A 25,011-nucleotide genomic window follows, 5' to 3' on the forward strand; every position below is an offset into this window, starting at 1 on the left:
AATTCTTGGGCTGCCCATTTCTCCATTTTTTTGCTTACCTCCACCTTAATTCCTTCTTTCAAAACTATACCTATCAATCGTTTCCCCTTTTTTTAAGTTTCTTCTCTTTTTGTTAAGAAAGATCTGACTAATGGATAGCTTATTAAGGGGGGTGTCTGACAACTTTTAACACCTACCTACTTCCTAAATTTGGTTATTAAAAACTGATTATTTATTCTTCCTTTTGCATGAGTGCCTATCCTGATATGTAGCCTATACTCAACGGATTTAGTATTAGGTATAGACATCGACCTAATATTATCTCAGGCAATTAGACCCACTTTCTGCACTTCTTAACATTCAATTGATAATTTTTACTAATCTATTGCTGACAAACCTTTGCCAATCAGGATTATAGCTACAATGATGGATTTTTTATTAAGGTGAAGAATTGTAAATTTTTTTCTCAGAAAAAGTCAATTATTGAAAATGTTCTTAATAGTAGTTTATATAATGAAGGTTTTTTGTCAAAACATCTTGGGGAATGTAAAAATATATAAAAGTATATGAAGATGTGCGGAATGTCGGCCCTGTCTGTGGAGATTTTAGATAGATAGTTTGATATTCAACAAGGGGAAAATGGCATGAACACAAATCACAACCAGAGTTATGGCCGGTTGAAATGGAAAGCGGTGTCGGCGCGGGAGGCCCAGCACCTGAACGAACAGGGAGTTTCATCGTCAATCCCCCAGGGGCCGAAATTCCTTAAAGAGCTACCCCCCGATAGCGCAGTGTACGAGCCGAAGCAGCCGATCACAAAGAAACTTAAAAAGCTCATCGACGATTACGCCTATGGGGGAGCCTTCCAGAGCGCGATCTTGAAGATAAGACAACAGCGCATCCCCGAACTCGATCGGATACACAACCTCCACCAATTTTACTATTACATCGATGCCCTGGTAACGTGGATCCCCGGGTTGCGGGTCTGGGAATGGCAGGGCGACATTTACCACGAACGCACAGATTATCTGCACCTGACGCAGTTCTATTACTACTTCAACCAGCCCGAACTCGTCTCCCTGCAAAGCCCGATCGCTCCCTTTACCGGCGAGGCTCTCACACCGCTATCCCTCTGGCTTCGGGAATTTGCGGTCGAATGGGGCGAATTTCTCGACACACCCGAATCGGCCAACCATCTCGTAACCTATAAGTTCGGGCCGGAATATACCTACCAGGACTACAATGGGGGCGAAAACGGGATCGAGAACTACAAGACATTCAACGAGTGGTTTTCCAGAACTTTCAAGGATATCGATCGACAGCGCCCAGTCGCCCAGCCAGACGATCCTCGGATTATTGTCTTCCCAGCCGAGTCCACTTTTGTCGGCCAATGGACTATCACCACTCCGGCGGGCGAGCCGATGCCCGCACAGTCCTCAATCGTGGTCAAGCACGTCGAATGGCCTATCCCAGAACTGTTAAAGGGTTCCGAGTATGCCCAGGATTTCGAGGGCGGCATTTTCGTCCACAGCTTTCTCAATGTCTTCGACTATCACCGGCAGCACGCCCCGGCAGCGGGCAGGATAATTGAGGCTAAATTTATCCCAGGACAGGTTTACCTGGATGTCCAACTTGACCTACTCGATGCTGAGGGACGTGCCGATGAAAACTCATCCTTGGCCAACGTGGCCATGCCGCACCGTTATCTGGATGCACAGGATGCCACAGACTATCAGTTTGTGCAGTGCCGTGGGCTTTTTGTCCTGGAAACCGCTATCGGCAAGATCGCCGTGCTGCCCATTGGAATGGCACAAGTATCGTCCGTTGTGTTCGTCAAACCAGGGACGCAGGAACTTATCCGTCTTACCCAACAGGAAAAGAAGGGGCGATCTTATGATGAGCAGGTGGCACTGATCAACGAGAAGGTGCGCCAGGAGGTGGTGGGAAAAACGGTGTCGAAGGGCGAGATGATCTCGACTTTCCTCTTCGGCGGCTCCGACATCGTGATGGTATTCGAGCGTCAGTCCAACGTCAACATCACGGCTACGGTAGGTGTTCACTATCCGGTGCGGAGTCAGTACGCCTATTCAAATATCGCCAAACTGCTGTCGTTTTGATCGTGCTTCGCTGTTCTATACTGGCGGAACCTGTCATCTCTAGGGTTCCTTCCAGCCGACATTTTAGGTAAAGTTCCAATATGAAAGATCAAGCCAATTCCCTGTATGAATCGGACTTCTACGGGTGGACAGAGCTACAAGCGAAAGCTCTGGCCAACCGACAGGTAGAAGCTCTGGACTGGCAAAACTTACGGGAGGAAATCATTTCCTTGGGTAAACAAGAATATCGAGAACTGGTGGGCCGTCTAACCGTTTTGGTAGGACATCTTCTCAAATGGGAATATCAGCCGGATAAACGTTCTCGCAGCTGGTTTTTGACAATTAGAGAACAGAGACGAGGGATCAGACGGCATCTAGAGGGCAATCCTAGTTTAAAATCCCAGATACCGACGGCTTTATCCGATGCTTTCGAGGCCGGAGTGGATTTGGCTTTGCGGGACACGGATTTACCGATACGGACTTTTCCCTCTCACTGTCTTTTCACCTTCGAGGACATCCTGACCGACCATTTCCTCTGCGATACCAGTCAGGATTGGTCGTAAATTTAACGGTTATACCGCCTCGACGGGTATCTGTATCTCAACAAGTAATTTAAATACGCGGGCAGCTGATTCTTTTTTTTACTCTCTCCCTTCAATAATTTTAATTTCTTCCTCGCTTAATCCATAGAGTTTATAAACAATTAGATCGATTAATTCATCGGTGGCGCTTAATTGTTGTTTTAGGGGCAAAAGTTTATCGAGACTGGTTTGATATTCTTTTTCTATGGTTTCCTGTATTTGACGATCGAGTAAGTTAACGGTAATTTTCTTTTTGTTCTTTTTCAGTATCTCCCACAGTTGATCGCAGCTAAGATGAGGTTCGCTTTTTTGGTAGTCACCGAGATAGTTTTGGATTTTTGATTTGTTGGTTAAATTATCGATCGCACTGCCGATTATTCTCTCTAAATATCTTAAAAAGCTTTTGATTTCTTTTTGTTTTTCCCGATTTATCTCGATCATCTGTTCTGCTAAGTAGGCCAGAATATCATGGACTATATCGGTTTCCTCTCTCCTAATATGCTCCTCGATTTCTTTTAATATTTCTTGCTTTTCTTGATAACTTTTGATAAGTTTCTCTAAACTCTGTTGACGGCGATCACTATTAGTGCTAAAAGATATTTTTCGGATGGGTATTTTTTCTAAATAGCTTTTATTCATGTCATCAACTAAATAGTCTTCACACCAAAAATTAAGTAATTTAGAGCTTAATAAGGTAGATGCGAAAAGCAAGTTATCTTTTTGGTTAGAGGATGAAATAATAATTTGAAGCGTTTTCATACCCGCAGAGTTATCTCTAGGATCAAAACTACAAACTATTCTCTGTTTCCAGCGTAGCTTTTGAATACGAATACACCATATTTTGGGACATGAATAAAATTTTTGCATCTTAATAGGGGTTAATTCGCTAGATTTAATTAATACCCCGTCATTAATTTCATACCGATTAATATCTTCTGGAATGACTATCATGAAATTACCCTTTGGATCAGGGGTTAATTTTTGTTTACTTCCTTCTTCTCCTCTAGAGATTATAAATTTCAAAGAGCTATTTCTTAATGTCTCTGAGTTATTTTCTATTTTTTGAATAATACTTTGTTCACATCTAGAGGCATTATAACCGATAATATGATCCTGTTTTCTTGCCCATTGTAATTGTGCCGATTTGGTATTCTGCGACCATTCTTGAAGACCAAATTTTTCTAATCTTTCTTCCACCGAGACGATAAATCTACTAATTTTTTTATGTTGAATACGGTGATATTTAGATGGTTGTTGATGTGTGACTATTAAAATTAAACACCATGTATCTCTGACCTCTTTAAATACTGGTCCCGTTTCAATTAATTCTTCAATTGTACTTTCAAAAATTAAATGTTTTCGCAATTCTCTTAAATCTTCTTTGCGAAGTAAAGTATCAGGGATAATATGACCACATCTACCATTTTGATTAGTTCTAATCATTGATGCTTGAGTAAATAGTGCATAGGAATCAAGGTTATTTAAGCTATTAATTTTAAAATAATTTTGCAAGAATTTCTTTTCTTCTTTACTAAGAGTACAACCCCAAGGAGGATTACCGATTACTGCATCAAAACCGGGGTTATCCTTCCAAGAAGCGGAATCAAGATCGATAAAAACTTCAGGAAATTCCAGATCCCAATGAAAAAAACGCTTACTTTTATATAAACTAGCTGCTTGGTCTAAAATTCCTTGATCTGATCGGGGTATCTTATCCCAATTAATTGCCGATATATTACCACCGTAGCGCTGCAGAAACTCGATAGCAGTTTTAACCCCAAAAAAGCGAGAGAGGAAAACATCTAATAAACGCTTGTAGGGTTTAGCTTGACTATCAAAATCACGGAATAACTGTTCACTTGTTTCCACTTCAGCAAAAGTCGCATCGCTGAGGGTACTAATTCCCCGCATAATTTCTGCTGCCCGAAGTAACCCAACAAAAGGGCCAGTTAAAAGAGTTAATTGACCACTTTCCTCCTCGATCATAGCGGCTTCTGCGTCCTTGGCGGTAGTTCCGATCAGAGAATTACCACAACGTAAATGATGATCCAAAAAACTCAAAGGTGCGCCCACTGTGAAAGAATGTAACCAGAGACTAACCTTGGCCAATTCTACAGCCATCGGATTGATATCCACCCCATAAATACAGCGCTTCATCACCACTCTCTGTAATAATTGCGTTGGTTCAAGGGTGGGAGAATCGAGAATAATTCCCTGTTGTCGGAGATTGTCGATAATGTTTTGTCGGGTGGTTTCCAACATGGTTAAAACGGGATTATTTTCGGGATAAAGATTGAGAATCTGGATTAACTCATCGGTGAGATAGTCCACTGCTTCTACTAAAAAATGTCCGCTTCCCATGGCGGGGTCACAGAGTTTAAGATCAAGTAAGGTGGTGATCGCTTTTTTTTCTAAGCGTTGTAGCTCTTTTTCTAATCCCTGCTGACTGAGATTTCCTAAACGTCTATCGCTGCTTTCTTGTCTTCGGGTGGCGATTTCTGTCATCACATCCCCGAACTGTCGCGCTCTTTGCTCTAAAATTGGTTTGAGGGTATGACTGACAATATATTTAACAATGTAATCGGGAGTGTAATAGGAACCGGTGGCTTTTCTTTCTCCCCGATCATTTTCCAGATGCACCGATTCCCCCTCAATCACGATGCGATATTCCAGTAATCCTTCGTAAATTGATCCTAACTGTCGCACACCTAAAAAACTATAGTCGATCGGCTGTCCCTCAAAACGTGCTAACTTGTCTAGGATGGGCGCTAAAACCGCATCGGATAACTTGTATTGACCGAGAAAACAATTCACCCGGCCTTCTTCCATGTCAAATAAACCCCCGTTGTAACGAGGTACGGCTAAATTAGCATCCCCTCGATCGACAATACGAAATAAACTGAGGAGAGCATCGTATATTCCCGTCGAGGTGCCACTAAAGACCTGCTGACGATCGATTTTAACGGCAATTTCTCGCGTCTTTTGCAATAAGCTGTAATCGCGATAGTCTCCCCTCACCGGCAGCAAGTCCCGCGCTTCTGCGTAGAGAAGAAATAATAATTTATACAGCAGGGATAAACTCGCTTCATACAATAAATCTGGCTGTATGTCTGTATTTAATGATACAAAACCTTGAGAAATATCGGGAAAAATGCGATCGAAGACTAACTCTTTTAACTCGTTACCCACTCTGGTGGCATAGGTGGTACTTCCCTCCCGGACGCGTTCAAGGAAATTCTGACCGTGAATATCCTTAATAAAAGCCTCTTGACGGAAAAATAACCAGAAATACCGAAATTTTTGCCGGTCTCCCCCTTCTAATAGTTCCATCAAGTCCACTGGATAAAATTCCGTGGCTGTGGAGGACGCTTGACGATAATATAAGCGCCATTCTCGACCATTAGTGAGAATACCCCAATCTACTCCCGTCCCCGTCAGATAATTGGTGATCTGAAAGGAAGGATTACTATTTTTCCAGATATCTCGCTGATCATTCTTAGAAACGTCACTAAGAGAACGTTGCCAGTATTTGGCCTCAGCGATCGCTAAAACTTGACTATAAAAGGCTTTTTCATTATTCTGGAGAGCATAGGCTTGATAACGGTCATTTTCTCCGGCAAATAGGGCATAATCTGGCCTTTCTGACCTTCCTTTTCCCCTACTGCTTACTTGCGGTATATAACTAAAACCGAGAATTTCTAGAATCGGTTGTATTAATTCTGCTTCCGTTTGCGCTTCGTTAAGAGTCGGCAAAATCGCCTTTTTTTGTTGATAAAGACTCTCTAAGCGGGAAAATGCCACCGATACATCTTCTTGCCATTCCCCAGAATCCAGCAGCCGATGCTCAAGATAGTGTTGAGAAAAAAGTGGTTTATTGCCCGTTTGTCCTGACATGGCCGATTATCCTAACATTGAGGGTATCTAGCCTAAAAATGAAGGGTTCGCAGGCAGGCACGGATTCCCATTATACAAAAAGTATATATCAAGTCTCCGATTTTGTCAAGAGTTTTGGCCAAAAAAAATCGCCAAGACTTACCACAGCCGTAGGTATAATAATGGGGATAAAAATTAAAATCCTTGGTAGTCACCGATGACTGATAACTGGTAACTGAAATGACCCCCCAAGCAATCCCTAAACTCAATCACTTGCCCTCTGCCCTAGCCAGAGAGGGAGCCGTCTGCCTAGAATTAGAAGATGGAGTTGCTATATTTCGAGCCTCCACTGCCGTTCAGACTCGGATTGAAGAATTACTCCAACTAGAGAAAGGATCAGCAATTACCCCCGCACAAAAGCAAGAACTCGATGCCTACGAAGAAATTGACGACTACCTCAGCTTTGTCAATCGTACCTTGCGGAATCTCAGCAAAAACCCCTCTTGATGTCTAAAAAGTTTTCCTCAGATTATTATCGTCTCTGATTCAGAGCAGGGTATCTAGCCTAAAAATGAAGGGTTCGCAGGCAGGCACGGATTCCCATTATATAAAAAGTATATGTCAAGTCTCCGATTTTGTCAAGAGTTTTGGCCAAAAAAAAATTGCCTCTGGGAGGCGGGGGTGAAAGGTATCACCCCAGAGAAATAATTAAACGCCAAAAGACTTACCACAGCCACAGGTTTGACTGGCGTTGGGATTAGTGAATTGGAAACCGCCGCCGATCATCGCGTTGCTGTAATCTAACATGAGACCATAGAGATAGAGCAGACTTTTTTTATCAGAGACAATTTTAAAGCCATCGTAATCGAAAACCTCATCTTGGGGGCCAATATTGCTAGGATGCTCAAAATCCATCATATAGGACATTCCCGAACAACCACCTTGACGCACACCCACGCGCAGACATAAATCCTTGCCCTGTTGCTCTTTGAGCATGGTAAGGTGTTTGAGGGCAGCCTCACTGAGTAAAATTCCTTTTCCTTGAATCTGAGTAGCTTGTGTCATCTTTAGCAGGAACTCCTAAACGCAGTTGAAGGGGACATATAAAACTTTACCTTCTCCTATCCATCTTAAACGATAGTTGAGGACTGATGACCGAATTACTTCTTACTTTTCCCAGTATCGCGGGAGTTTTAGGGCAACAAGAAGCAAAAAAATGGGATTATTAATTAAATAGGGTTGCCAGAGACGACTAGATTCTTGAAACAAACCCTAGAGCCATTCTCAGCCGATTTTCATCCCCCCAAGCATGGGGGGACGATAATCAAATCGGGAAAAAGCTACTTTGGGGATGCCGAAAAAGCAGCTGGAAAAGAGCCAAAGAAATTCACTTTTCTAAGCGGAGATTAGCGCCGCTGCTATCGGTGCGATAAACCCAAGTTTTTTGGTTATCAGTCAGAATAATTCGCCATCCTTGCACCAGTGCTTGAGTACAGAATTCTCCCGGTTTAGCTAATCCTAAACAACCATCGGGCCAGGTTTTTGGTTGTGATGCTTGGATTTGTAAGCGATTAACCGATATCTTGGTTTTCCGACTCAAATCTTGACGGGTAGCGGCGATGACCGAATTGGGTGGCTCAGGAGATGCTAAACTAGGTGGCACTAAGAGGAGAGAAAGCAGACTCACTAGCATTAAAGTGCCAGTTGCTCCCTGAATAATTCTCGTTTTACCGATTGGTACTTGCTGGCTTTGGCTAAAATTTTTTCTAGATATCATCTTTAGTGCTGCCTCTGTCCTGGGATTGATAGTCCGATCGAATCCTCCTGTTTATTATCAGTATAACCGATACTATGTTCCCGCTCTGGTTTTCGAGCAGAAGCAGCAGTCACTCTCAGTTTTCGTTGTCATCTCCTGAAGACTTCCGCCTCTTTAAGTGGCGATGGCGATTAGAATAGATGAGGATGAACTATCTTAGATGGATGGGCTTATGTTATCTTTTTTCCTCCGTTGGTTGATTACCGCCGTCTCTTTATTGATTACAGCGCGAATAGTACCAGGTATAGAAATTAAAGATTTTACCGTGGCTTTGATAGCTGCTGTCGCTTTGGGTTTAATTAATGCTATTATTAGACCCCTGTTGATTCTTTTTACCCTGCCTTTAACTATTTTGACCCTAGGGTTATTTATTTTTGTGGTCAATGCCATTTCCTTTTCTTTAGCCTCCTATTTTATCCGTGGCTTTGAGGTAAAATCATTTTTTGCGGCTTTATTCGGTTCGATCGTGGTTTCGATCATTTCAGGAGTTTTAAATGGTTTTTTTGTTGACTAAAGTGGGCAAAATTCGCTTGTTTAAAACAGCTTGGCTTACTCTGATTGATTAATTTCTGATCTAGAGACGTTGCTATAATCAACGTCTCTCTATTTTTTTGGGTATGAGTAAATCTCTACTGATTTGCTTTGGCTTTTGTCGTTAAAAATCAGGAAAATTTAATCCCAAGATTTCTATCTCAAGCAGCCAGAGCAAGTTCAATTACTGTTAAAATAACTGGAATTGTTGAGCTAAGTTTAAATAATCTCAAGTCAGTTTTTCTCGATTCTCCTAAACCTTACACCCTGATCACTAAAAATCGATGAACCAATTAAACTTAGAAGTTGCGGGAAAAAAAGAACGTTTAGATGCTTGGATGGGGTCACAATTGCCCGATTTATCGAGATCGAGGCTGCAAAAACTGATAGAACAGGGATATATACAGTTAAACGGTCAAATTTGCACTAATAAAAATACTAAAGTTGGTCAAGGCGATCGCTTAAAGATTACCATTCCCGACAGTCAACCCCTCGAATTAAGCGCCGAGGCGATCGAGCTTGATATTCTTTACGAAGACGAATATCTGATTATTATCAATAAACCTGCCGATTTAGTGGTTCATCCGGCCCCCGGTCACGAATCGGGAACCTTGGTCAACGCTTTACTGCATCACTGCCCAAATTTAGCTGGAATTGGTGGAATTCAACGCCCCGGCATAGTCCACCGCTTAGATAAGGATACCACGGGTGCGATCGTTATTGCCAAAACCGACCAGGCCCATCAACACCTACAGGCACAATTAAAAACCAAAACTGCACGCCGGGAATATATGGCCCTTGTCCACGGTGTCCCTAAAAGCGAAACAGGTACAATTGATCTGCCGATCGGTCGTCACCGCAGCGATCGCCAAAAGATGGCTATTATTGCCGTGGAAAAAGGTGGTAGAAATGCCGTCACTCACTGGCAAGTCAAAGAAAGACTAGGCAACTACACCTTAATGGAATTTCGCCTAGAAACGGGCAGAACTCATCAAATTCGCGTTCATAGCAGCCACATCGGTCATCCGATTCTTGGGGATCCCCTCTATAGTTCTGGTCGTTCCATCGGAATTAATCTACCAGGGCAATTACTCCACGCCTATCGTTTAATCTTAATACATCCGGTCACGGGGGAGAGCCTAGAAGCGATCGCTCCCTTACCCGCTATTTTCCCGAAAGTTTTAGCTATTTTACGCCAGAGAAACCCCTAGCGCACAAATTGCGGCATAATCTCCGCTGCTGTCCATAATCCGTAGATACCGCGACGATGCAGGGAAACCCCTGCTTTCAGATAACCGAAAGCGGGCCCACAGACATTAGCCGCCATACTGGTTTCATCACCTAAAGTGAAGGTATGGGTGGAAATTTTGCCTTCAAAAGTCCGCCCCGTGACCTTAACATTGGTACTTAAAGGCTTTTTCGGGTTGCGCGTATCCACCACACCCCCGACGGAAACGCGATCGCGTCCACAAATTCCAGCCAATTCCAGCATAATATCGTCCGCGTGTTCCATATTTTCGAGGCTAAGAATGCCATTGGTTTTATTTAACAGCATTTCCACTTCTGCGTCACTCATCTGGTGGGCTGTTTCTGGGTTGTAACCGGGTAAATGGGCGATATCTTCGCGAATAGTGGCACGATAAGCCTCCCAGTTGGCAATTCCCACGCCAAAGGTAATTTTAACGCTATGAATCTCCCCATAACTCTGGGCAGCTAGGGCAGCGGCCGCAGTTAACAGTCCGGGGGTAGCACCGCAGCCGGTCATGTAGGTGATGCCGGCGGCTTCTAGGTCTGCTTGTAGTGCTAAAATTTGTTCCATGGCGCTGGTACGTTTGAGAGCATCGACTAAAACTCCGCGCCAACCTAAGCGAATGAAAGTTTTAGCGATATCGGCCATGAAATTGTTAGGTAAATTCGGTAAGGCGAGAAAATAGCCTTCTACGTCGGCAGTTTTGATTAATTCCTCGATACTGTTTTGGCTGAGACTGCCGTAATTTTCCAGATAACCGATCGAACCCTGGTCATGATAAATTTTGTTACAGGTATTGACATCTAGACCGTCTTTGTGGTAAGCAAAACCGGCTTTATCGGCGGCGGCAGTCCAGAGCATTTCCTGTTTGGGGGCGAGAATTCTAGCGGCAGCCTGTCCCAAACCACCAAAACCTAAAACACCGATCCGAAGGCGATCGCTGGCTATTTGTTTATTCATATTTGTTCTGATTCCTATAGACAAAATTCTATGATCTCGGCGGTCGTGGTTCGCCGTTGCATCTCCTTTATTTTCAATTTATCGCTTCAGGTCGTCTTTTTTGTGTAGTTTTGTTAAATTATGCCTACTAGGTTAAGGTTCGCCCTTGACGATGAAGAAAAGTTACGCGAAACTTACAAAAAATGAAAGTGGTTGGTCGAGATAATATAAAGTTTTGCTAAAATTTTAACCAGATTGCTACGATTAGCAAACTATCGTAAATTAAAACGATAGGGAGCTTTGCAAACCCCAGATTACGCCGAGAAGAGCTATGAGCATGGAAAGCCTAGAGTTTATCATCTATCCCGATGGTCGCGTCATGGAAAAGGTGACAGGCATAGTCGGTTCATCTTGTCAAGAGGTGACGGCGGCGATCGAGGCACAACTCGGGCAGCTGATGTCTCAAGAGAAAACCTCGGATTATTACCATCAAACCGTCAGCCAGTCAGAGAAAGTTAGCAACGCAGCCACTTTTAGCGACTGGTAATTTTTCATTTTTCCCAATCCCTTTATTTAAGCCACTGAAAAGCCATGTCACACTTTAGCAATATCAAAACCAAAATCCGCGATCTATCCTACCTAAAAGCCGCCCTGAGCGATATGGGGATGGAATGGAAAGAGGGTTCCCACCCCGTCAAAGGTTATCAAGGTCAAACTTTAAGCGCAGAGGTGGTAATCGAGCAAGATAACAATTACGATATCGGTTTTCGCTGGAATGGTAACGAGTACGAGTTAGTTGCCGATTTGCAATACTGGCAACAACCCCTAACCGTAGAAGGATTTTTAAGAAAAGTAAATCAAGGTTATGCCTACCACACCATTCTGGCAGAAACTGCTAAACAGGGTTTTCAGGTGGCAGCACAGGAAAAAAATACTGATGGTTCTATTCGTCTAGTGGTACAACGTTGGAGTGCCTAATGGCTGATTTTTCTCCCGAACGCTCTGGTTTTGAACCAGAGTTAGGGGGATTCCTAAGAGATTCCCCTGATCGCACTGGTTTTGAACCCGAATTGGGCGGTTTGCTGCGCCAGAAAGCGGTTTACGTCGATGAGGTCACTTGTATTGGTTGTAAACACTGCGCCCACGTTGCCCCCAATACCTTTTTTATTGAAGGCGAATACGGTCGCTCTCGTGTCTATAATCAGGACGGTGACGAAGAAGAAATTATTCAAGAAGCGATCGAGACTTGTCCAGTTAACTGTATTCACTGGGTTAATTATAATCAGTTGTCATCTCTTGAGGAAGAACGCAAACATCAAGTGATTAAACAGTTAGGTTTTCCTCAGATTCACAAGAAATTTAGCCCCGCAGATTTAGATATCTAGGGTGGATAGGTGCAGCCTCATCCATCCATTATTTCCTAGAAGTCAAGTTTGTTAAGTAAAGAGCCGCTATGTACGTTTTAATTGGTGGGGCGGGAATGATGGGGCTAGGTTTAGCCCAACAACTTTTAGACTTGGGACACACCGTGGCCATCGTTGATGTGGATCCTTTAGCTTGTCGGTTTGCCCGGGAAAAAATTGGTGTCATGGCCTTTGAGGGGAGTGCTGTCAGTACGAAAGTTCTGCTAGAGGCGGGGATTCGACAAGCTAACGCGGTTGTTGCCGCATTGAGGGACGATGCGATGAATCTAGCCCTAGTTACCTTGTCCAGAAGTTATGGCATTTCCCATATTGTGGTGAGAATGTGCGATCGCGAATTTCTCGATGCCTATCGTCTTGCTAGAGCTAGTCACATCATCAGCACGATTGATTTAGCCGTTGTCACTATGGCCAATGCGATCGAATACCCCGAAGTAGAATCGATGATGCACTTTGAACAGGGACAAGTGGAGGTGCTAAAGCTGCCCGTCCCCAAGTATTGTTATGTAGCTGGGCGTACCGTTGCCCAAATCGCTCAAGATGCCAACTTTCCGACCGGTTCGCTGATTATTGGCTATCAGTGTCACCCTTCTGCCAGTTTAGAGATTCCCAACGGCAATACCGTCCTAGAAGCAGACTCAACTATTCTGGTGGTTACTCGTCCGGAATTCGTCAAACCTATGATCGATTACCTCGGCATTCAAACTAATCATCGTCCAACGATAGAAGTTTCTCATCCAAACCTTTAACGTAGGATTGTACCAAGTCTTCCGGTACAATGCGTTTGCGAAGTGCATCGCTCAAGGCTGCTTTCTCAGCGAGGAACAATCGTCGTCGAATGGCATCTAACTGACTGTTGTTAGGCTCCATTTGCCCCGATCGAGACTGATTATAAGCATCCCGCAGCAGCCGTTCCGATACCGCCACTTTTGCCTGATAAGATGCCCACAGTTCTTCGTACACTGCTTTCGGTAAAACGCCAGATTTCAGTAAATTGGCTAACTCATCTTGTGCCGCTTTCGACGCGATCAACTGCAGCTGCAACTGGCCAATCTCCTGGGTTACTGCCGAAACCTGACTAATATTGAGCTTTTTAATTAACCAGGGTAAGGCTAATCCTTGGATAACCAGAGAAAATAACACAGAGCCAAAGACTAGCTCGATGATCAATTCCCTCCCTGTTAGAGTCAAAGGAATAGCAACCGCTAGGGCCATGGAGAGGGAACCCTTGATGTTGCCCAAAATCAGAATATGTTGCCAGCGCAAGGGGATCGGTCGATCAATCCAGCGAAGTACCCATAGTAAAGAATACACTGACAGAATACGCCCCAATTGATAAGCCAAAATGACCAGCACAATCGATGGCAAGGTTTGCCATAGGGTCAAGGGGTTGATTTCAATGCCAATGAGCAGAAAAATAAAGGTATTGACGATAAAACCGGCGTATTCCCAAAAACTGATCAGGGTAATGCGATCGGATGCAGAGGCGCTGCGAGGCAGCCCCAAGTTACCAAAGACAAGTCCGGCAATAACTACCGCCACCGCTCCCGATACACCCAAAAACTGCCCGAGTTGAAAAGCTCCCAAGGCAAGCGCAACCGTAAGCAACAGGCTACTCAGCGGCTCCCGTAAGCGCACATAGATGGGCAGACACAGGTAGCCTAGGACAGCGCCCACTAATCCCCCACCCAGAGCAACGATCAACACTTCCTTGATGACTTGTGTAGTGCTGATGGTTCCAGTCGCGTAAATCACCAAGAGCAAATTAAAGGTGACGAGTGCGGCTGCATCATTAAATAGTGTTTCCCCTTCCACAATAGTGGAGAGTCTAGAGGGAACCCGAATTTCTTTAAAGACGGCAATCATCGAGACAGTATCGGTGTTTGCTAGAATCACTCCCACCAATAAGGCGGGAATCCAATCTAGCCCCAGGCCAAATTTTACCAAAACTGCAATAACCGCCGCAGAAAAAACCGAACCAGGTCCTGCGAGCAGTGCGATCGGTTTAAAGGTGCTGCGAAGACGGCTGATATCGGTATTAATCGCCGCTTCAAAAATCAGAATCGGCAGAAAAAGGTTAAGCACTAAAAACGGATCTAAGCCAATACGACGAGATAACAGATCGGTAATCGGTAATCCTGCTAAGACTAAACCTGCCACATAGGAAATGCGTAATCGCTGGGTTACTAGGGCAACGGCAGTGGCAATCAGTAGCAGCAGGATCAAGACAAGAACCAGTTCAGGAATGTCTCCCACCGTTTGGCTGTTCACAGCAGAATTGCTATCGAAGGATTTTTGTTGTGCTGCCCAGGCTACTAATAATTCTCCCCTCATAAGACGATTTTACCGAGAATATAAGAACTTGACTATTGTTCATAATACAAGGTAGGTTATGGCAGTTACAGCCTTTCTCAGAAAGATGAGGTTAGTTATTGTTGCTAAAATACTTGATGAGTAAGGATTAGTCTGTACTTCATCTTTAGGAGAAAGAATGAGAAATTTTCTACTTACCCGGTGATTGCTGTGGGGAGGGAAAAGTTAGAGGCAATCGGGGCAAAATGATAAGTATTTTATATACAAACACCTTCAATACTTAAAAATATTTAAATTTACAATTGGTAATATTTATTTTTACTCAAGAATTTATTGAGAATAATTTCTATTTATTTACGAGATAGCAATACTTCCAGCGATTCTGGTATAATTTTGCATTATGCTATGGTGGGTTTTTGTGGTCTTTTTTGGACTTTTAAAGGTCTAGCTTGCCTTGAAACCATTGCTAAATCTAGACTTTCCCTTTTAGCCAAACCAAACACTTTCGCCAATTATCCCTTTTTTCCCTAACAACGTTGATCTAATTTTTGTGTAGTTTTGTTGCAAAGTCAAAATTTTTTTGACAAAATGCCTAAATTGTGGTAGGGACGAAATGACGGGATTTAGCATCATTTCTAGTTCCAGTGTTTCCTAAAATCAGAGACTTCGTACCTCACCCTTAAGATAACTGCTAAGTAGGGTTTGCTGGAAAAGGCCTAGGATGGGGTCAGGCAGAAGACAGGAGTTTAAGGCTTTGTTGCTCCCCTTTTTTTTACCAGTTTGCGTACCACAAAAAGGATAATGCAAGGTTTTTGAAGGTCTCAATCCTATTTTTTAGCACTAATATCGGATTTTAAAAGGTCAAAAGCCTTATTTTAAAAGGGTTATACCATTATCTAGCAAGCCCTAATTACTATAGCGTTTCCTAAGCTAGTGAGGTACACCTATTTTCTTCCCTTTTGCCTTTTGCCTAAAACCCATAACTTTTGTACCTCAGCAGACTGAAAAACGCTATATCATAATATTTCTTCTCAAAAAAAGAGGAGAAAAAAGCAAGTTCTGCCTTTCTCTCCTCCAGTCTAGCGATTAATTACATTGGAACAGTAGCCAGTAATCTTGAACTACTATTCACCGCTTTAGTAAGCACCGTTATTTTTGGGAAAAACCACAACACCGATAGTTCTGAAGATTACCCAGATATCGGTTAACCAGTTACGCGAATTAACGTAATACACATCCATCTGCACCCGCATGGGATAGGGGATGTCATTACGTCCAGAAACTTGCCATAAACCAGTTAAACCGGGGCGAATAGTTAAGACCTTGTCGATGCGATTGCCATATTTCTGCAATTCTTCGGGAACTAAAGGCCGCGGACCGACGACGCTCATATCTCCTCGCAGGACGTTCCAGAATTGGGGAAACTCGTCCAAACTGGTTAAGCGGAGAAACTTGCCAATCCAAGTTATGCGGGGATCGTCCTTGAGCTTGAAATTATCCTCGAATTCCGCCCGCAGTTGGGGGGAGTCTTCCATCAGTCTCTCTAACACCTTATCCGCGTCCATTACCATAGTACGGAACTTGATACAGTTGAAATGCTGGAAGTTTTGACCGACGCGCTTCTGCATATAGAAGACCGGACCGGGGGAACTAATCGCGATCAATAAGGCTAAGATCAAATAAAGCGGCGAAAAGAAAATTAGAACCGATAGGGAGAAAACGATATCGAATAATCGTTTTGAGGTATCGCCGTCTAAAGCTATTAACCAAGATTTTTGATGCCGTCTACCAGAGACCGAAGGTTTGAACCCTCGCTTCATCAAAGCTTGTAGAGCCTTGACGGAGATAAGTTGGCTATTAGCAGTCATCTTACTCCTTCACATCACACACACCACACAGTACCCATGATAAAGCCACAAGACTGAAAAAACAAGTCTTCGGGTCAATAACTGGCACGGGCCATTCTAGAGCCTTTGTACTAAAAAATCTCTAATTAGGGTTTACTGAAAAAGTTTCTTGGTGGAGTCAGCAGTCGGCAGTCAGCAGTCAGGAGATTATTTTTATTTATTCTCCCTTCTCCCCACTCCCTGCTCCCCTATGCCTTTCAAACAGGATTTAGTATTGTAGGACGCTTTTGAATCAGCAAAAATTAATTATGCAAGAGGTTTAATAAAAAAAAGAGCATCGGCAAATGATACCCTTTGTGGCTGAATATCTAAGTAGTTACAGATTTGATCCTAAGGATTAAGTATGCTGTTGTCCGCGCTCGTCTGCTGAGTCCATTCGGAACTCGGCGTGAGCTTTTGTCGAACGCTGAGCTCCTGGCCGAAGCCCGAATTTTGGCTCCCGAAAACGAAAACTTTAGACTTCATCATTTAAGATAAATCCCCTACTTAGGCTATGGGTTGTTTCATACTACTTAGTTCTCGAATGCCTAACCAACCGATCAAACTATAGCAAATCGATAGCAACATGCTTTGATTACCAATTCTTAACCACTGTTTCAAAGCCTCCAAGTTAGCTTGGCTTTCTGCCTGTTTTCGCCGCTCTTGCAGCTGAGTTTGTAGCTGATTTTTGATCTCATCTAATCGCTGTTTAAATTCCCTCGGGCTTTTGGATAAATCGCGTAAATTAGTTAATTGCTCTCTTTGTTGGCGAAGGGTTTGTAACTGTTCTGTGCTGATCGGTTGTCCTTGGACACGACCAGTTTCAATCACTTGAGTTCTCTGAGAGATCTGCTGGTCTAATAGTTGGGGATTTTGCGATAGAGTATTTAACTGGGCTAAGAAAGCTTGAATTTGTCCCTCCCCTTGGTCAACACCCTGTTCAATTTGAGTCAAAGCGTCGTTTTTAATCTGGTTGATATTATTGATATGAACAGGAATCATCAACAGAAAAACTAAGCCTAACAGTGTGGAAAGAATAAAGATCGGCCAACGCAATTCAAAGTGGTATTTCCTAGTAGTGAAATTTTTATTGTTATCGTCAATCCAGTAAGCGATTAAAACGAGAACGATACCCAGAAGAGGAACAATTCCTCGATCGACAAAGGTGGTGACGAACCCTACCTGCCATTGGGATTGACTGAATTGATAGGGCAGCGGCAGGATAAACGCATCCAAAAGGAAGGAAAGAATGAAAACCAATCCCGTTAATTTCAGGGACAAAGAAGTAAAACTGTTCATCGCTGTTTCTGTAATGGTATGTCAATGAATAGATTCATTAGTCTGTTTAAAAGTTCTCGCTGGGGGTTCCCAGAAGGATTTTGCCGAGAGGCAATCTGACAAACTGCAATTTTCTAATTAACTTTTGCTCAACCTCCCGCTAAACCCTACGCTAAATCGTTCTGCTTGTCAACCTCTTTCGAGAATCGACTCTAGAAATATTACCTCAATATGGCATCGGTAAACCTATCCCTGTCAAAGAATAAAATTTTCCCAAGCTCTCAGACTGGGTTTTCCCCAGATCTCTTCCCTAAGACAGAGACTGTCAAAGAATAAAATTTTCCCAAGCTCTCAGATGAGTCCTCAATGGTTAGCCTATAGTAAAGACAGCCCCCCTGAGTTGATAACAAAACCCATGCAGAAATTGGTGGAAGTTTTAGCCGATAAACAAGCTCTGATCGCAAAATCTCTGGCGCTGGTTCTGGAAAAAATCACAACCAGCCTCGACCAACAGGACTATTTTACCATCGCTCTGTCCGGCGGTAGTACCCCGAAACCTCTCTACGAGGCTTTATCCTCTCAACCCCTCGACTGGTCAAAAATTCACGTTTTCTGGGGAGATGAGCGCTACGTTAGTCCCGATCATCCTGACAGTAATCAACGCATGGCCCGGTTAGCATGGCTCGATCGCATACCGATCCCAGCCGCTAATATTCATCCCATGCCCACGGATGAACCCGATCCCCACCTGGCTGCCCAAAAATACGATGATCATCTCCGCCAATGGTTTGAGGTCAATTCTCCCGATTTTCCCGTTTTTGACCTGATTTTATTGGGAATGGGCGATGATGGTCACACCGCCTCTCTCTTTCCCCACACGGCAGCTTTAACGGTGAGCGATCGCTGTATCACCGTCGGCGAGAAAGACGGCAATCCCCGCTTGACTTTTACCGTTCCCCTGATCAATCAGGCCCGTTGTGTGATCTTTATCGCTGCCGGCGAAAGTAAACGCCCCGCTCTACATCAGATTTTCTCTGCCTATGGTGACTCTTTCTCCTATCCTTCCCGTCTCATCCACCCCCCGGCTGGGGAATTATATTGGTTGCTCGATGCGGCCGCTGGTTCCTCTTTTGTCTAGAGAATAGGGGAATAGGGGAATAGGGAAATGGGGTAATTCAACTAAAACCCCAACACCCCAACACCCTAAAACCCCAACACCCCAACCCCTAATCTGCTTTTTTACTTTTTACTTTTTACTTTTTACTTTTTCCTTAAAAATGATCGTTTGTCCTAATTGCGAACATACTAACCCCGATGAGGCCAGTCAATGCGAGGCCTGTTACACTCCCTTGCCGCGGATGTCTTCCTGTCCTAGTTGTGGGGCAACCATCCAAACTGATGCCACCTTTTGCGGTCAGTGTGGCTACAATTTACAGCCTAATTCCGTTCCCATGGTGGCAGCCGAGGCCGAATCGGAATCGGAACCTGAACCCGTCTCACCAGTCTCGACACCCACTGTCGCCTCGATCGCACCTCCTCCTGTTGCCCCCCCACCGGTTCCCGCTGCCACCCGCTTACAGACGGAAATGGCTAGTTTGCAGCACCTGCAAACCGATAGCAAAATTGAATTACCCCTACATCTATCGGTAATTCATATCGGCAAACCTAATGATCGCATTCCCCCCGATATCGATGTTTCCGGTTTTCCCGATTCTGACATCGTCTCCCGGGTTCATGGCGATATCCGCGTTGAAGGGGGAATCTATTATCTTGAAGACAGCGGCAGCGCTAACGGAACCTACGTTAATCACACTCCCCTACCCCCCGGCAATCGTCATCGTCTTCGGGCAGGCGATCGCATTTCCCTCGGTAAAGGCGACAAAATGACTTTTATTTTCCAAATGTCTTAAAAAAGGTTAGGGGTTAGGGATTTAGGGTGATGGGGAAATTTCAGCTAAATTCCCCACTTCCCACTTCCCCACTTCCCCACTTCCCCACTTCCCCATTTCCCCACTGAAAATTATGCGTACAAATTGGCGAATCGGCTCTTTATTGGGCATTCCTCTCTATATTGATTCCTCGTGGTTTTTGATTCTGGCTTTTGTCACCTTGATCAATGCCACCGATGCAGAAATTCAGTCTCTGGCCGCCCATAGTGCTGTTTTAGCGTGGTTACTTGGTTTAATCATGGCTTTATTGCTATTTATCTCGGTTTTACTCCACGAATTAGGTCATAGTTTCATGGCTCGCTCCCAAGGCATCCAGGTCAATTCCATTACCCTGTTTCTTTTTGGGGGTATGGCCTCGATCGATCGAGAATCTCGGACTCCTCCCGAGGCCATGCAAGTAGCGATCGCTGGACCCGCCGTTAGTTTTCTCCTGTTTTGTCTCTTATCCCTAGCCAGTCACTTACCCTATTTAAACGCCAATTTAACTTATATATCCGGGCATTTAGCGATAATTAACCTGTTTTTGGCTCTATTTAATCTTATCCCCGGTTTACCCCTCGATGGGGGTCAAATTTTAAAAGCAATGGTCTGGCAAGCGACTGGCGATCGCTGGAAAGGTTTACATTGGGCTGCGATCAGTGGTCAATTCATCGGTTGGTTAGGGATTATTTTAGGGATTTTCTTGGTTCTCTTGACGGCAGATGTGGGGGGTGCTTGGTTAGGATTAATGGGCTGGTTTATCCTCAGAAATGCCCGCGCCTACGATAATTTAACTAATTTACAGGAAAGTCTCCTCAATTTGCAAGCGGGAGAGGTGATGAGCAGAAATTTGCGGGTTTTAAACGCCCATCAAACCCTAGAGGAATTCGCCCAAGAATACGTTTTAGACCGAGCGGCTGCCAATACTGCTTATTTTGCCGCTTCCGAGGGACGTTATCGGGGATTAATTCGGGTGGCAGATTTACAGGCGATCGAGCGCAGTTTCTGGTCAGAAAAACAACTGCTTGATATTGCCCATCCCCTCACGGAAATTGCCACTGTTGAGGAAAAAACCCCCTTAGTGACGGTGGTGCAGAAATTGGAAACCATCCAGGACCCAATGCTCACGGTGTTAACACCGGCCTCCGCCGTAGCGGGAGTAATCGATCGCGGCGATATCCTCAAGGCAATTGCGATAAAATACCAACTTCCCCTAGAGGAAACGGATATTAAACGCGCTCGCGAGGGAGTTTACCCCAGTTATTTGCCCTTAAATGTCATTGCTGCCGCTCTTGACAAGAGTGAACGGCCAAAAATCGGCGAACCGTCCTTAATGTCCTGACGTAGAGAGGATGAACGATAATAATCTTGAATATGGCTAATGCGAAAATTTCCTCGCTGGTTAGTCTGCCACAATTTACCCGTTTCCACATCTAAACAACTTAACCAACCTCTGCCGTAAGCCCAAGTATCAATACAAATGGCATGGCCGAGATTAATCGGTTTCCCGCTTTTTTGGCTGGTATGGCCGCAAATCATGGTTTTTCCCGAACTATGGGCGGCGGGATATTGAAATTTCTCCCAAAAGAGCTTGTATTCTGGTTGTCTGGCTAGGGGTAGATGGGGATCGAGACTAGCGTGAACAAATAAATGATTTGCAGTTTCGTAGCTATTTATACAGACTTTTCCTAAAAAATCCCAGTGAGATTCAGGAATTTTAATCAGGTGGCCTTCACTATAGGATTTTAGAGTAGCTTTACCGCCTTTTTCTAACCAGAGACGCTGTTTAAGGGGGTTATGACGGGCTTGCAGCATGATAATCTCGTGATTACCCTTGAGGGGAATCAAATTTCCCTGTTTGTGTAGGGAAATCAGGCGATCGATCACCCCTTTCGAGTCTCTGCCCTTATTAACGTAATCACCGAGGGTGATTAAAGTATCTTGCGGTTTGGGGTTGACAATCTCTAGTAAGTGATCTAGAGCTTTCGAGCAACCATGAATATCGCCGATCGCTAAGGTTCGCATGAGGATTTAGTAGGGGATTAGGGCATAGGTAGGGTTTGCGGCAAAAAGTTTTTCGTGGGGGCAGGGTGTGGGGTGTGGGGTGTAGGGTGTAGGGTTTTACCGATTTTGAGGTGGTCAGTTACCTAATTTTCAGGGAAAAAGTCCAGGAATTTTACCCCCGATCCCTCCAATGGTAGGCACTTTTTGAGGTCAAAAAAGTCTAAAAGCCTTATCAAACAAAGTTTTTAGATTTATTCAGCAAACCCTAGGTACAGGTAAAAGTATTAAAGAAATCTGTTCACGACAGACAGCGATTATCGGTGATCTTGCTTAGGGTAACAAAAAGGCTTACAGTAAAATGTACCATAAATTATCAAATCTACTAAATTAATTAAGCTGTGCCGAAAGTTGTTATTGCAGGTAACTGGAAAATGCACAAAACCCAGAGAGAAGCTTTGGAGTTTTTGCAAGATTTTAAATCCCATCTAGATGAAACCCCCGACGACCGAGAAGTGGTTCTTTGCGCCCCTTTCACAGCTTTAGCTGTCCTCTCTAAAACCCTCCACGGCGGTCGTATTCGCTTGGGGGCGCAAAATGTCCACTGGGAAAAATCGGGGGCTTATACGGGCGAAATCTCGGCGGATATGTTAACCGAAATTGGGGTTCACTATGTGGTTATCGGTCACAGTGAACGCCGGCAATATTTCGGCGAAACCGATGAAACCGTCAATTTAAGGGTTATATCTGCCCAAAAACAAGGTTTAATCCCGATTATCTGTGTGGGAGAAAGTAAAGCCCAAAGAGATGCTGGAGAAACGGAAAAGGTAATTATCAAGCAAATTCAAGGGGGTTTAGTCAATGTTGACCAAAAAAACCTCGTTATCGCCTACGAACCCATCTGGGCGATTGGCACGGGGGAAACCTGCGAAAGCGAGGAAGCGAACCGCGTTATCGGTTTGATTCGACAACAATTAGACAATCCCGACGTAACCATTCAGTACGGTGGTTCGGTAAAACCCGATAATATCGATGAAATTATGGCTCAATCGCAGATAAACGGGGCTTTAGTCGGTGGGGCGAGTCTAGACCCCACCGTATTCGCTAGGATTGTTAATTATCGTTAATTGATTTCTGCTGCCATGACGCTATTTTCCAAAACCCCGATGCCTTCTATTTCCACCCGAACCTTATCCCCCACCTGCAGCGGTCCGATTCCTTCGGGAGTTCCCGTTAAAATCACATCCCCCGGCAGCAGGGTCATCACTTGAGAGATATAAGCCACCAAGACATCGGGGGGAAAGACCATATCACTCAGATAACTGCTTTGTTTGGGTTCGCTGCCATCATTGAGAAAAGTGGTTAATTGCGCCCCGATACTCAGTTCCCGGACAATCCAGGGGCCGAGGGGACAAAAACTGTCAAATCCTTTCGCCCGCGTCCATTGGCTATCTTTTTTCTGTAAATCCCTAGCGGTGACATCGTTAGCAATAGTATAACCCCAGATTTTGCTTCTGGCTTGGGCTGTCGTGCAGTTTTTGGCGGTTTCTCCGATAATTAATGCTAATTCTCCCTCATAATCTACTCTTTCCGATTGGGGCGGATAAAAAATTGTTTCACCGTCGGCGATAATTGTCGTCGGTGGCTTGAGAAATAAAAGCGGTTCTTCCGGTACAGGTGTTCCCATCTCGGCGGCGTGGGCGCGGTAATTTTTGCCCACGGCAATAATTTTCGACGGGAAACAGGGGGCTAATAGTTGGTAGCTATCAGGTTCTAATTCTAGCTTGGTTAGTTGCCCTCCTTGCCAGGGAGGGGCATCAAAGACAGCAACGCTACGGTTTAGCTGTAACAGTCCGTAGAAGATTTGTCCTTGACGATGTTTCACTCGTACATAGCGTTGCGCCATATTTTTCTGGGAATGACTAGCGATCGACTCTCGGATAGTAGTATGATCATATATCCTTGCTTCTTTATTAAAAGCTAGAGAGTTATGAAAATCAATTAACTCCTGGCCTTGACAAAGAAGCCTTCTAGTCCATAAGGATTCTGAGATGAGCAATAACTACGAAACTCTTTACATTCTCCGTCCCGATTTAGGGGAAGAAGTCGTTCAGCAACAAGTGGAACGTTATCGGACTCTGATTACCGAACACAGCGCCACAGACATTGAGGTTAAGGTGTGGGGTAAAAAACGTCTGGCCTATCCCATCAAAAAACTCAATGATGGTGTCTATGTGCAGATGAATTATCAGGCCAGCGGCAAACAAGTCGCCCCCATGGAACGGGCCATGCGTTTAAGTGATGAGGTTATTCGTTATTTAACCCTAAAACTCGATCGCGTGATGCCCCCCCCTGCGGATTTATCTCCCTTAACGGAAATTCCCCCCTCTCCTATCACCGAAGCGGTGGTGGAAGAGGACGGCATCTCCGCTGAAGATTAATTATAGTCACAACTGTGTCGGGTCAATGCCCAATTCGCGTAATCGGGCAAAAGCGCGATCGCGTTCTTGTTGTGCTTGGTCGCGTTCTTGTTGTGCTTGGTTGCGCTCCTCAAAGAGGGTTTCAGGGTCTTTAAATCGTTCCCCATTGGGATAAAAGACCTCTAAACCCTCTTCAAACATCTCAAACCGAATTCCTAGGATTGGGGAAGTCCAAGGAAAATTCAAGGCCGTCACCGGGAAAAAATCCTCTTGCTGATTGGCCCGCACCAATCCCCAGAAATCGTGGGAGTCTGGGTCATAGAAAAACATTTCTAATACCCCATGCTCCCGATAGAAAGACTGCTTTTTGAGCATTTCCCTGGCACTATTGCTCGGAGAGAGGATTTCAAACACTACCTGGGGGGCAATATTGTCTTCTTCCCATTGTTTATAGCTGCCGCGCTCACCCGGTGGACGGCCGAAAACTACCATGGCATCGGGAGCTTGACGGGGAGCGGGTGGTACAGTTACCTGCTGGGGATACCAGAGCAAATCTCCGGCGACAAAGACGGTTTGCTCTTTAAATAAATACCTGAGATTGGCAACCAAGCGAACAATCCAGCGATATTGAACTGTGTTGTCGGCCATAGGTTTACCGTCGGAGTCAGGATAGAAAAGTTGGGGTTCGATGGGTGCTTGA

At 44.4% G+C, this 25,011-nt stretch carries 24 protein-coding genes; 14 read left to right on the forward strand and 10 right to left on the reverse strand.

Annotation, left to right across the window (positions count from 1 at the left end; translation table 11 throughout):
• Nucleotides 1-623 precede the first annotated feature (623 nt).
• Nucleotides 624-2,096, forward strand: a complete 1,473-nt coding sequence (locus IM507_RS11605; RefSeq protein ID WP_123229947.1) for a phosphatidylserine decarboxylase — start codon at nt 624-626, stop codon at nt 2,094-2,096.
• Between the two features lie 80 nt (nt 2,097-2,176).
• The gene (locus tag IM507_RS11610) at nt 2,177-2,638 is read left to right on the forward strand and encodes a DUF29 domain-containing protein (protein ID WP_069475437.1); all 462 of its coding nucleotides are present in this window, start codon (nt 2,177-2,179) and stop codon (nt 2,636-2,638) included.
• A gap of 78 nt (nt 2,639-2,716) precedes the next feature.
• On the opposite strand, the gene IM507_RS11615 is transcribed toward IM507_RS11610, so the two are convergent.
• A complete protein-coding gene (locus IM507_RS11615; protein WP_287637055.1) occupies nt 2,717-6,550 on the reverse strand; it encodes an Eco57I restriction-modification methylase domain-containing protein in 3,834 nt (1,277 codons plus the stop codon).
• A gap of 219 nt (nt 6,551-6,769) precedes the next feature.
• Between IM507_RS11615 and IM507_RS11620 the strand changes: the two genes are divergently transcribed.
• Nucleotides 6,770-7,036: a hypothetical protein gene (locus tag IM507_RS11620; protein ID WP_287637057.1), complete on the forward strand. Its 267-nt coding sequence runs from the start codon at nt 6,770-6,772 to the stop codon at nt 7,034-7,036.
• 201 nt (nt 7,037-7,237) lie between these two features.
• Here IM507_RS11620 and IM507_RS11625 read toward each other — a convergent pair whose 3' ends face one another.
• Complete coding sequence (locus IM507_RS11625) at nt 7,238-7,594, reverse strand: iron-sulfur cluster assembly accessory protein (protein WP_002747572.1); 357 nt, start codon at nt 7,592-7,594, stop codon at nt 7,238-7,240.
• Between the two features lie 322 nt (nt 7,595-7,916).
• Nucleotides 7,917-8,306: a hypothetical protein gene (locus IM507_RS11630; RefSeq protein WP_002747575.1), complete on the reverse strand. Its 390-nt coding sequence runs from the start codon at nt 8,304-8,306 to the stop codon at nt 7,917-7,919.
• 211 nt (nt 8,307-8,517) lie between these two features.
• Here IM507_RS11630 and IM507_RS11635 point away from each other — a divergent pair, with 211 nt between their 5' ends.
• Nucleotides 8,518-8,859, forward strand: a complete 342-nt coding sequence (locus IM507_RS11635) for a phage holin family protein (RefSeq protein ID WP_002752706.1) — start codon at nt 8,518-8,520, stop codon at nt 8,857-8,859.
• 301 nt (nt 8,860-9,160) lie between these two features.
• A complete protein-coding gene (locus tag IM507_RS11640; RefSeq protein ID WP_002734135.1) occupies nt 9,161-10,087 on the forward strand; it encodes an RluA family pseudouridine synthase in 927 nt (308 codons plus the stop codon).
• On the opposite strand, the gene bioU is transcribed toward IM507_RS11640, so the two are convergent.
• The gene (bioU, locus tag IM507_RS11645; RefSeq protein ID WP_287637058.1) at nt 10,084-11,085 is read right to left on the reverse strand and encodes a (S)-8-amino-7-oxononanoate synthase BioU; all 1,002 of its coding nucleotides are present in this window, start codon (nt 11,083-11,085) and stop codon (nt 10,084-10,086) included. The genes IM507_RS11640 and bioU overlap by 4 nt on opposite strands.
• Before the next feature lie 310 nt (nt 11,086-11,395).
• Between bioU and IM507_RS11650 the strand changes: the two genes are divergently transcribed.
• The 4 genes from IM507_RS11650 (at nt 11,396) to IM507_RS11665 (ending at nt 13,234) form a co-directional block, all read left to right on the forward strand.
• Nucleotides 11,396-11,611: a DUF2997 domain-containing protein gene (locus IM507_RS11650; RefSeq protein ID WP_002752708.1), complete on the forward strand. Its 216-nt coding sequence runs from the start codon at nt 11,396-11,398 to the stop codon at nt 11,609-11,611.
• Between the two features lie 44 nt (nt 11,612-11,655).
• Nucleotides 11,656-12,042, forward strand: a complete 387-nt coding sequence (locus IM507_RS11655) for a DUF1257 domain-containing protein (RefSeq protein WP_002731926.1) — start codon at nt 11,656-11,658, stop codon at nt 12,040-12,042.
• Entirely contained in the window at nt 12,042-12,449 is a 408-nt protein-coding gene (locus tag IM507_RS11660) for a ferredoxin (protein WP_002747586.1), read from the forward strand. Before IM507_RS11655 ends, IM507_RS11660 begins: the two co-directional genes overlap by 1 nt.
• Nucleotides 12,450-12,517: 68 nt before the next feature.
• On the forward strand, nt 12,518-13,234 hold the full coding sequence (locus IM507_RS11665) for a potassium channel family protein (RefSeq protein ID WP_123229943.1): 717 nt from the start codon (nt 12,518-12,520) through the stop codon (nt 13,232-13,234).
• Here IM507_RS11665 and IM507_RS11670 read toward each other — a convergent pair.
• The 3 genes from IM507_RS11670 to IM507_RS11680 all read right to left on the reverse strand — a co-directional run bounded on the left by IM507_RS11670 (nt 13,191) and on the right by IM507_RS11680 (nt 17,983).
• Entirely contained in the window at nt 13,191-14,819 is a 1,629-nt protein-coding gene (locus IM507_RS11670) for a cation:proton antiporter (protein ID WP_123229942.1), read from the reverse strand. The genes IM507_RS11665 and IM507_RS11670 overlap by 44 nt on opposite strands.
• Nucleotides 14,820-15,934: 1,115 nt before the next feature.
• A complete protein-coding gene (locus IM507_RS11675) occupies nt 15,935-16,666 on the reverse strand; it encodes an undecaprenyl-phosphate galactose phosphotransferase family protein (RefSeq protein WP_002752714.1) in 732 nt (243 codons plus the stop codon).
• Nucleotides 16,667-17,191: 525 nt separating this feature from the next.
• The gene (locus IM507_RS11680) at nt 17,192-17,983 is read right to left on the reverse strand and encodes an HpsJ family protein (protein ID WP_069475430.1); all 792 of its coding nucleotides are present in this window, start codon (nt 17,981-17,983) and stop codon (nt 17,192-17,194) included.
• A 394-nt stretch (nt 17,984-18,377) separates the two neighbouring features.
• Between IM507_RS11680 and pgl the strand changes: the two genes are divergently transcribed.
• The 3 genes from pgl (at nt 18,378) to IM507_RS11695 (ending at nt 21,232) form a co-directional block, all read left to right on the forward strand.
• Nucleotides 18,378-19,100: a 6-phosphogluconolactonase gene (gene pgl / locus IM507_RS11685; protein WP_287637059.1), complete on the forward strand. Its 723-nt coding sequence runs from the start codon at nt 18,378-18,380 to the stop codon at nt 19,098-19,100.
• A gap of 139 nt (nt 19,101-19,239) precedes the next feature.
• Nucleotides 19,240-19,872: an FHA domain-containing protein gene (locus IM507_RS11690; protein ID WP_002732187.1), complete on the forward strand. Its 633-nt coding sequence runs from the start codon at nt 19,240-19,242 to the stop codon at nt 19,870-19,872.
• 112 nt (nt 19,873-19,984) lie between these two features.
• A complete protein-coding gene (locus tag IM507_RS11695; RefSeq protein WP_069475429.1) occupies nt 19,985-21,232 on the forward strand; it encodes a site-2 protease family protein in 1,248 nt (415 codons plus the stop codon).
• Here the strand turns inward: IM507_RS11695 and IM507_RS11700 are convergent.
• Nucleotides 21,151-21,915, reverse strand: coding sequence for a metallophosphoesterase family protein (locus tag IM507_RS11700; RefSeq protein WP_002734995.1), 765 nt, complete (start codon nt 21,913-21,915; stop codon nt 21,151-21,153). The two genes, IM507_RS11695 and IM507_RS11700, sit on opposite strands and share 82 nt — an antisense overlap.
• A 377-nt stretch (nt 21,916-22,292) precedes the next feature.
• Between IM507_RS11700 and tpiA the strand changes: the two genes are divergently transcribed.
• Entirely contained in the window at nt 22,293-23,018 is a 726-nt protein-coding gene (tpiA, locus tag IM507_RS11705; protein ID WP_016515627.1) for a triose-phosphate isomerase, read from the forward strand.
• Here tpiA and IM507_RS11710 read toward each other — a convergent pair.
• Nucleotides 23,015-23,797, reverse strand: a complete 783-nt coding sequence (locus IM507_RS11710; RefSeq protein WP_002732202.1) for a fumarylacetoacetate hydrolase family protein — start codon at nt 23,795-23,797, stop codon at nt 23,015-23,017. The two genes, tpiA and IM507_RS11710, sit on opposite strands and share 4 nt — an antisense overlap.
• Nucleotides 23,798-23,942: 145 nt before the next feature.
• Between IM507_RS11710 and rpsF the strand changes: the two genes are divergently transcribed.
• Nucleotides 23,943-24,332 carry a 30S ribosomal protein S6 gene (gene rpsF, locus IM507_RS11715; protein ID WP_002733521.1) on the forward strand — a complete coding sequence of 130 codons (390 nt, stop codon included), beginning with the start codon at nt 23,943-23,945 and terminating at the stop codon, nt 24,330-24,332.
• 6 nt (nt 24,333-24,338) lie between these two features.
• Here rpsF and IM507_RS11720 read toward each other — a convergent pair.
• Nucleotides 24,339-25,011, reverse strand: a 673-nt coding sequence (locus tag IM507_RS11720) for a Uma2 family endonuclease (RefSeq protein WP_287637060.1), incomplete at its 5' end; no start/stop codon positions are given.

This window comes from Microcystis sp. M20BS1 (genome assembly GCF_020245305.1).
GTDB lineage: Bacteria > Cyanobacteriota > Cyanobacteriia > Cyanobacteriales > Microcystaceae > Microcystis > Microcystis ichthyoblabe_A.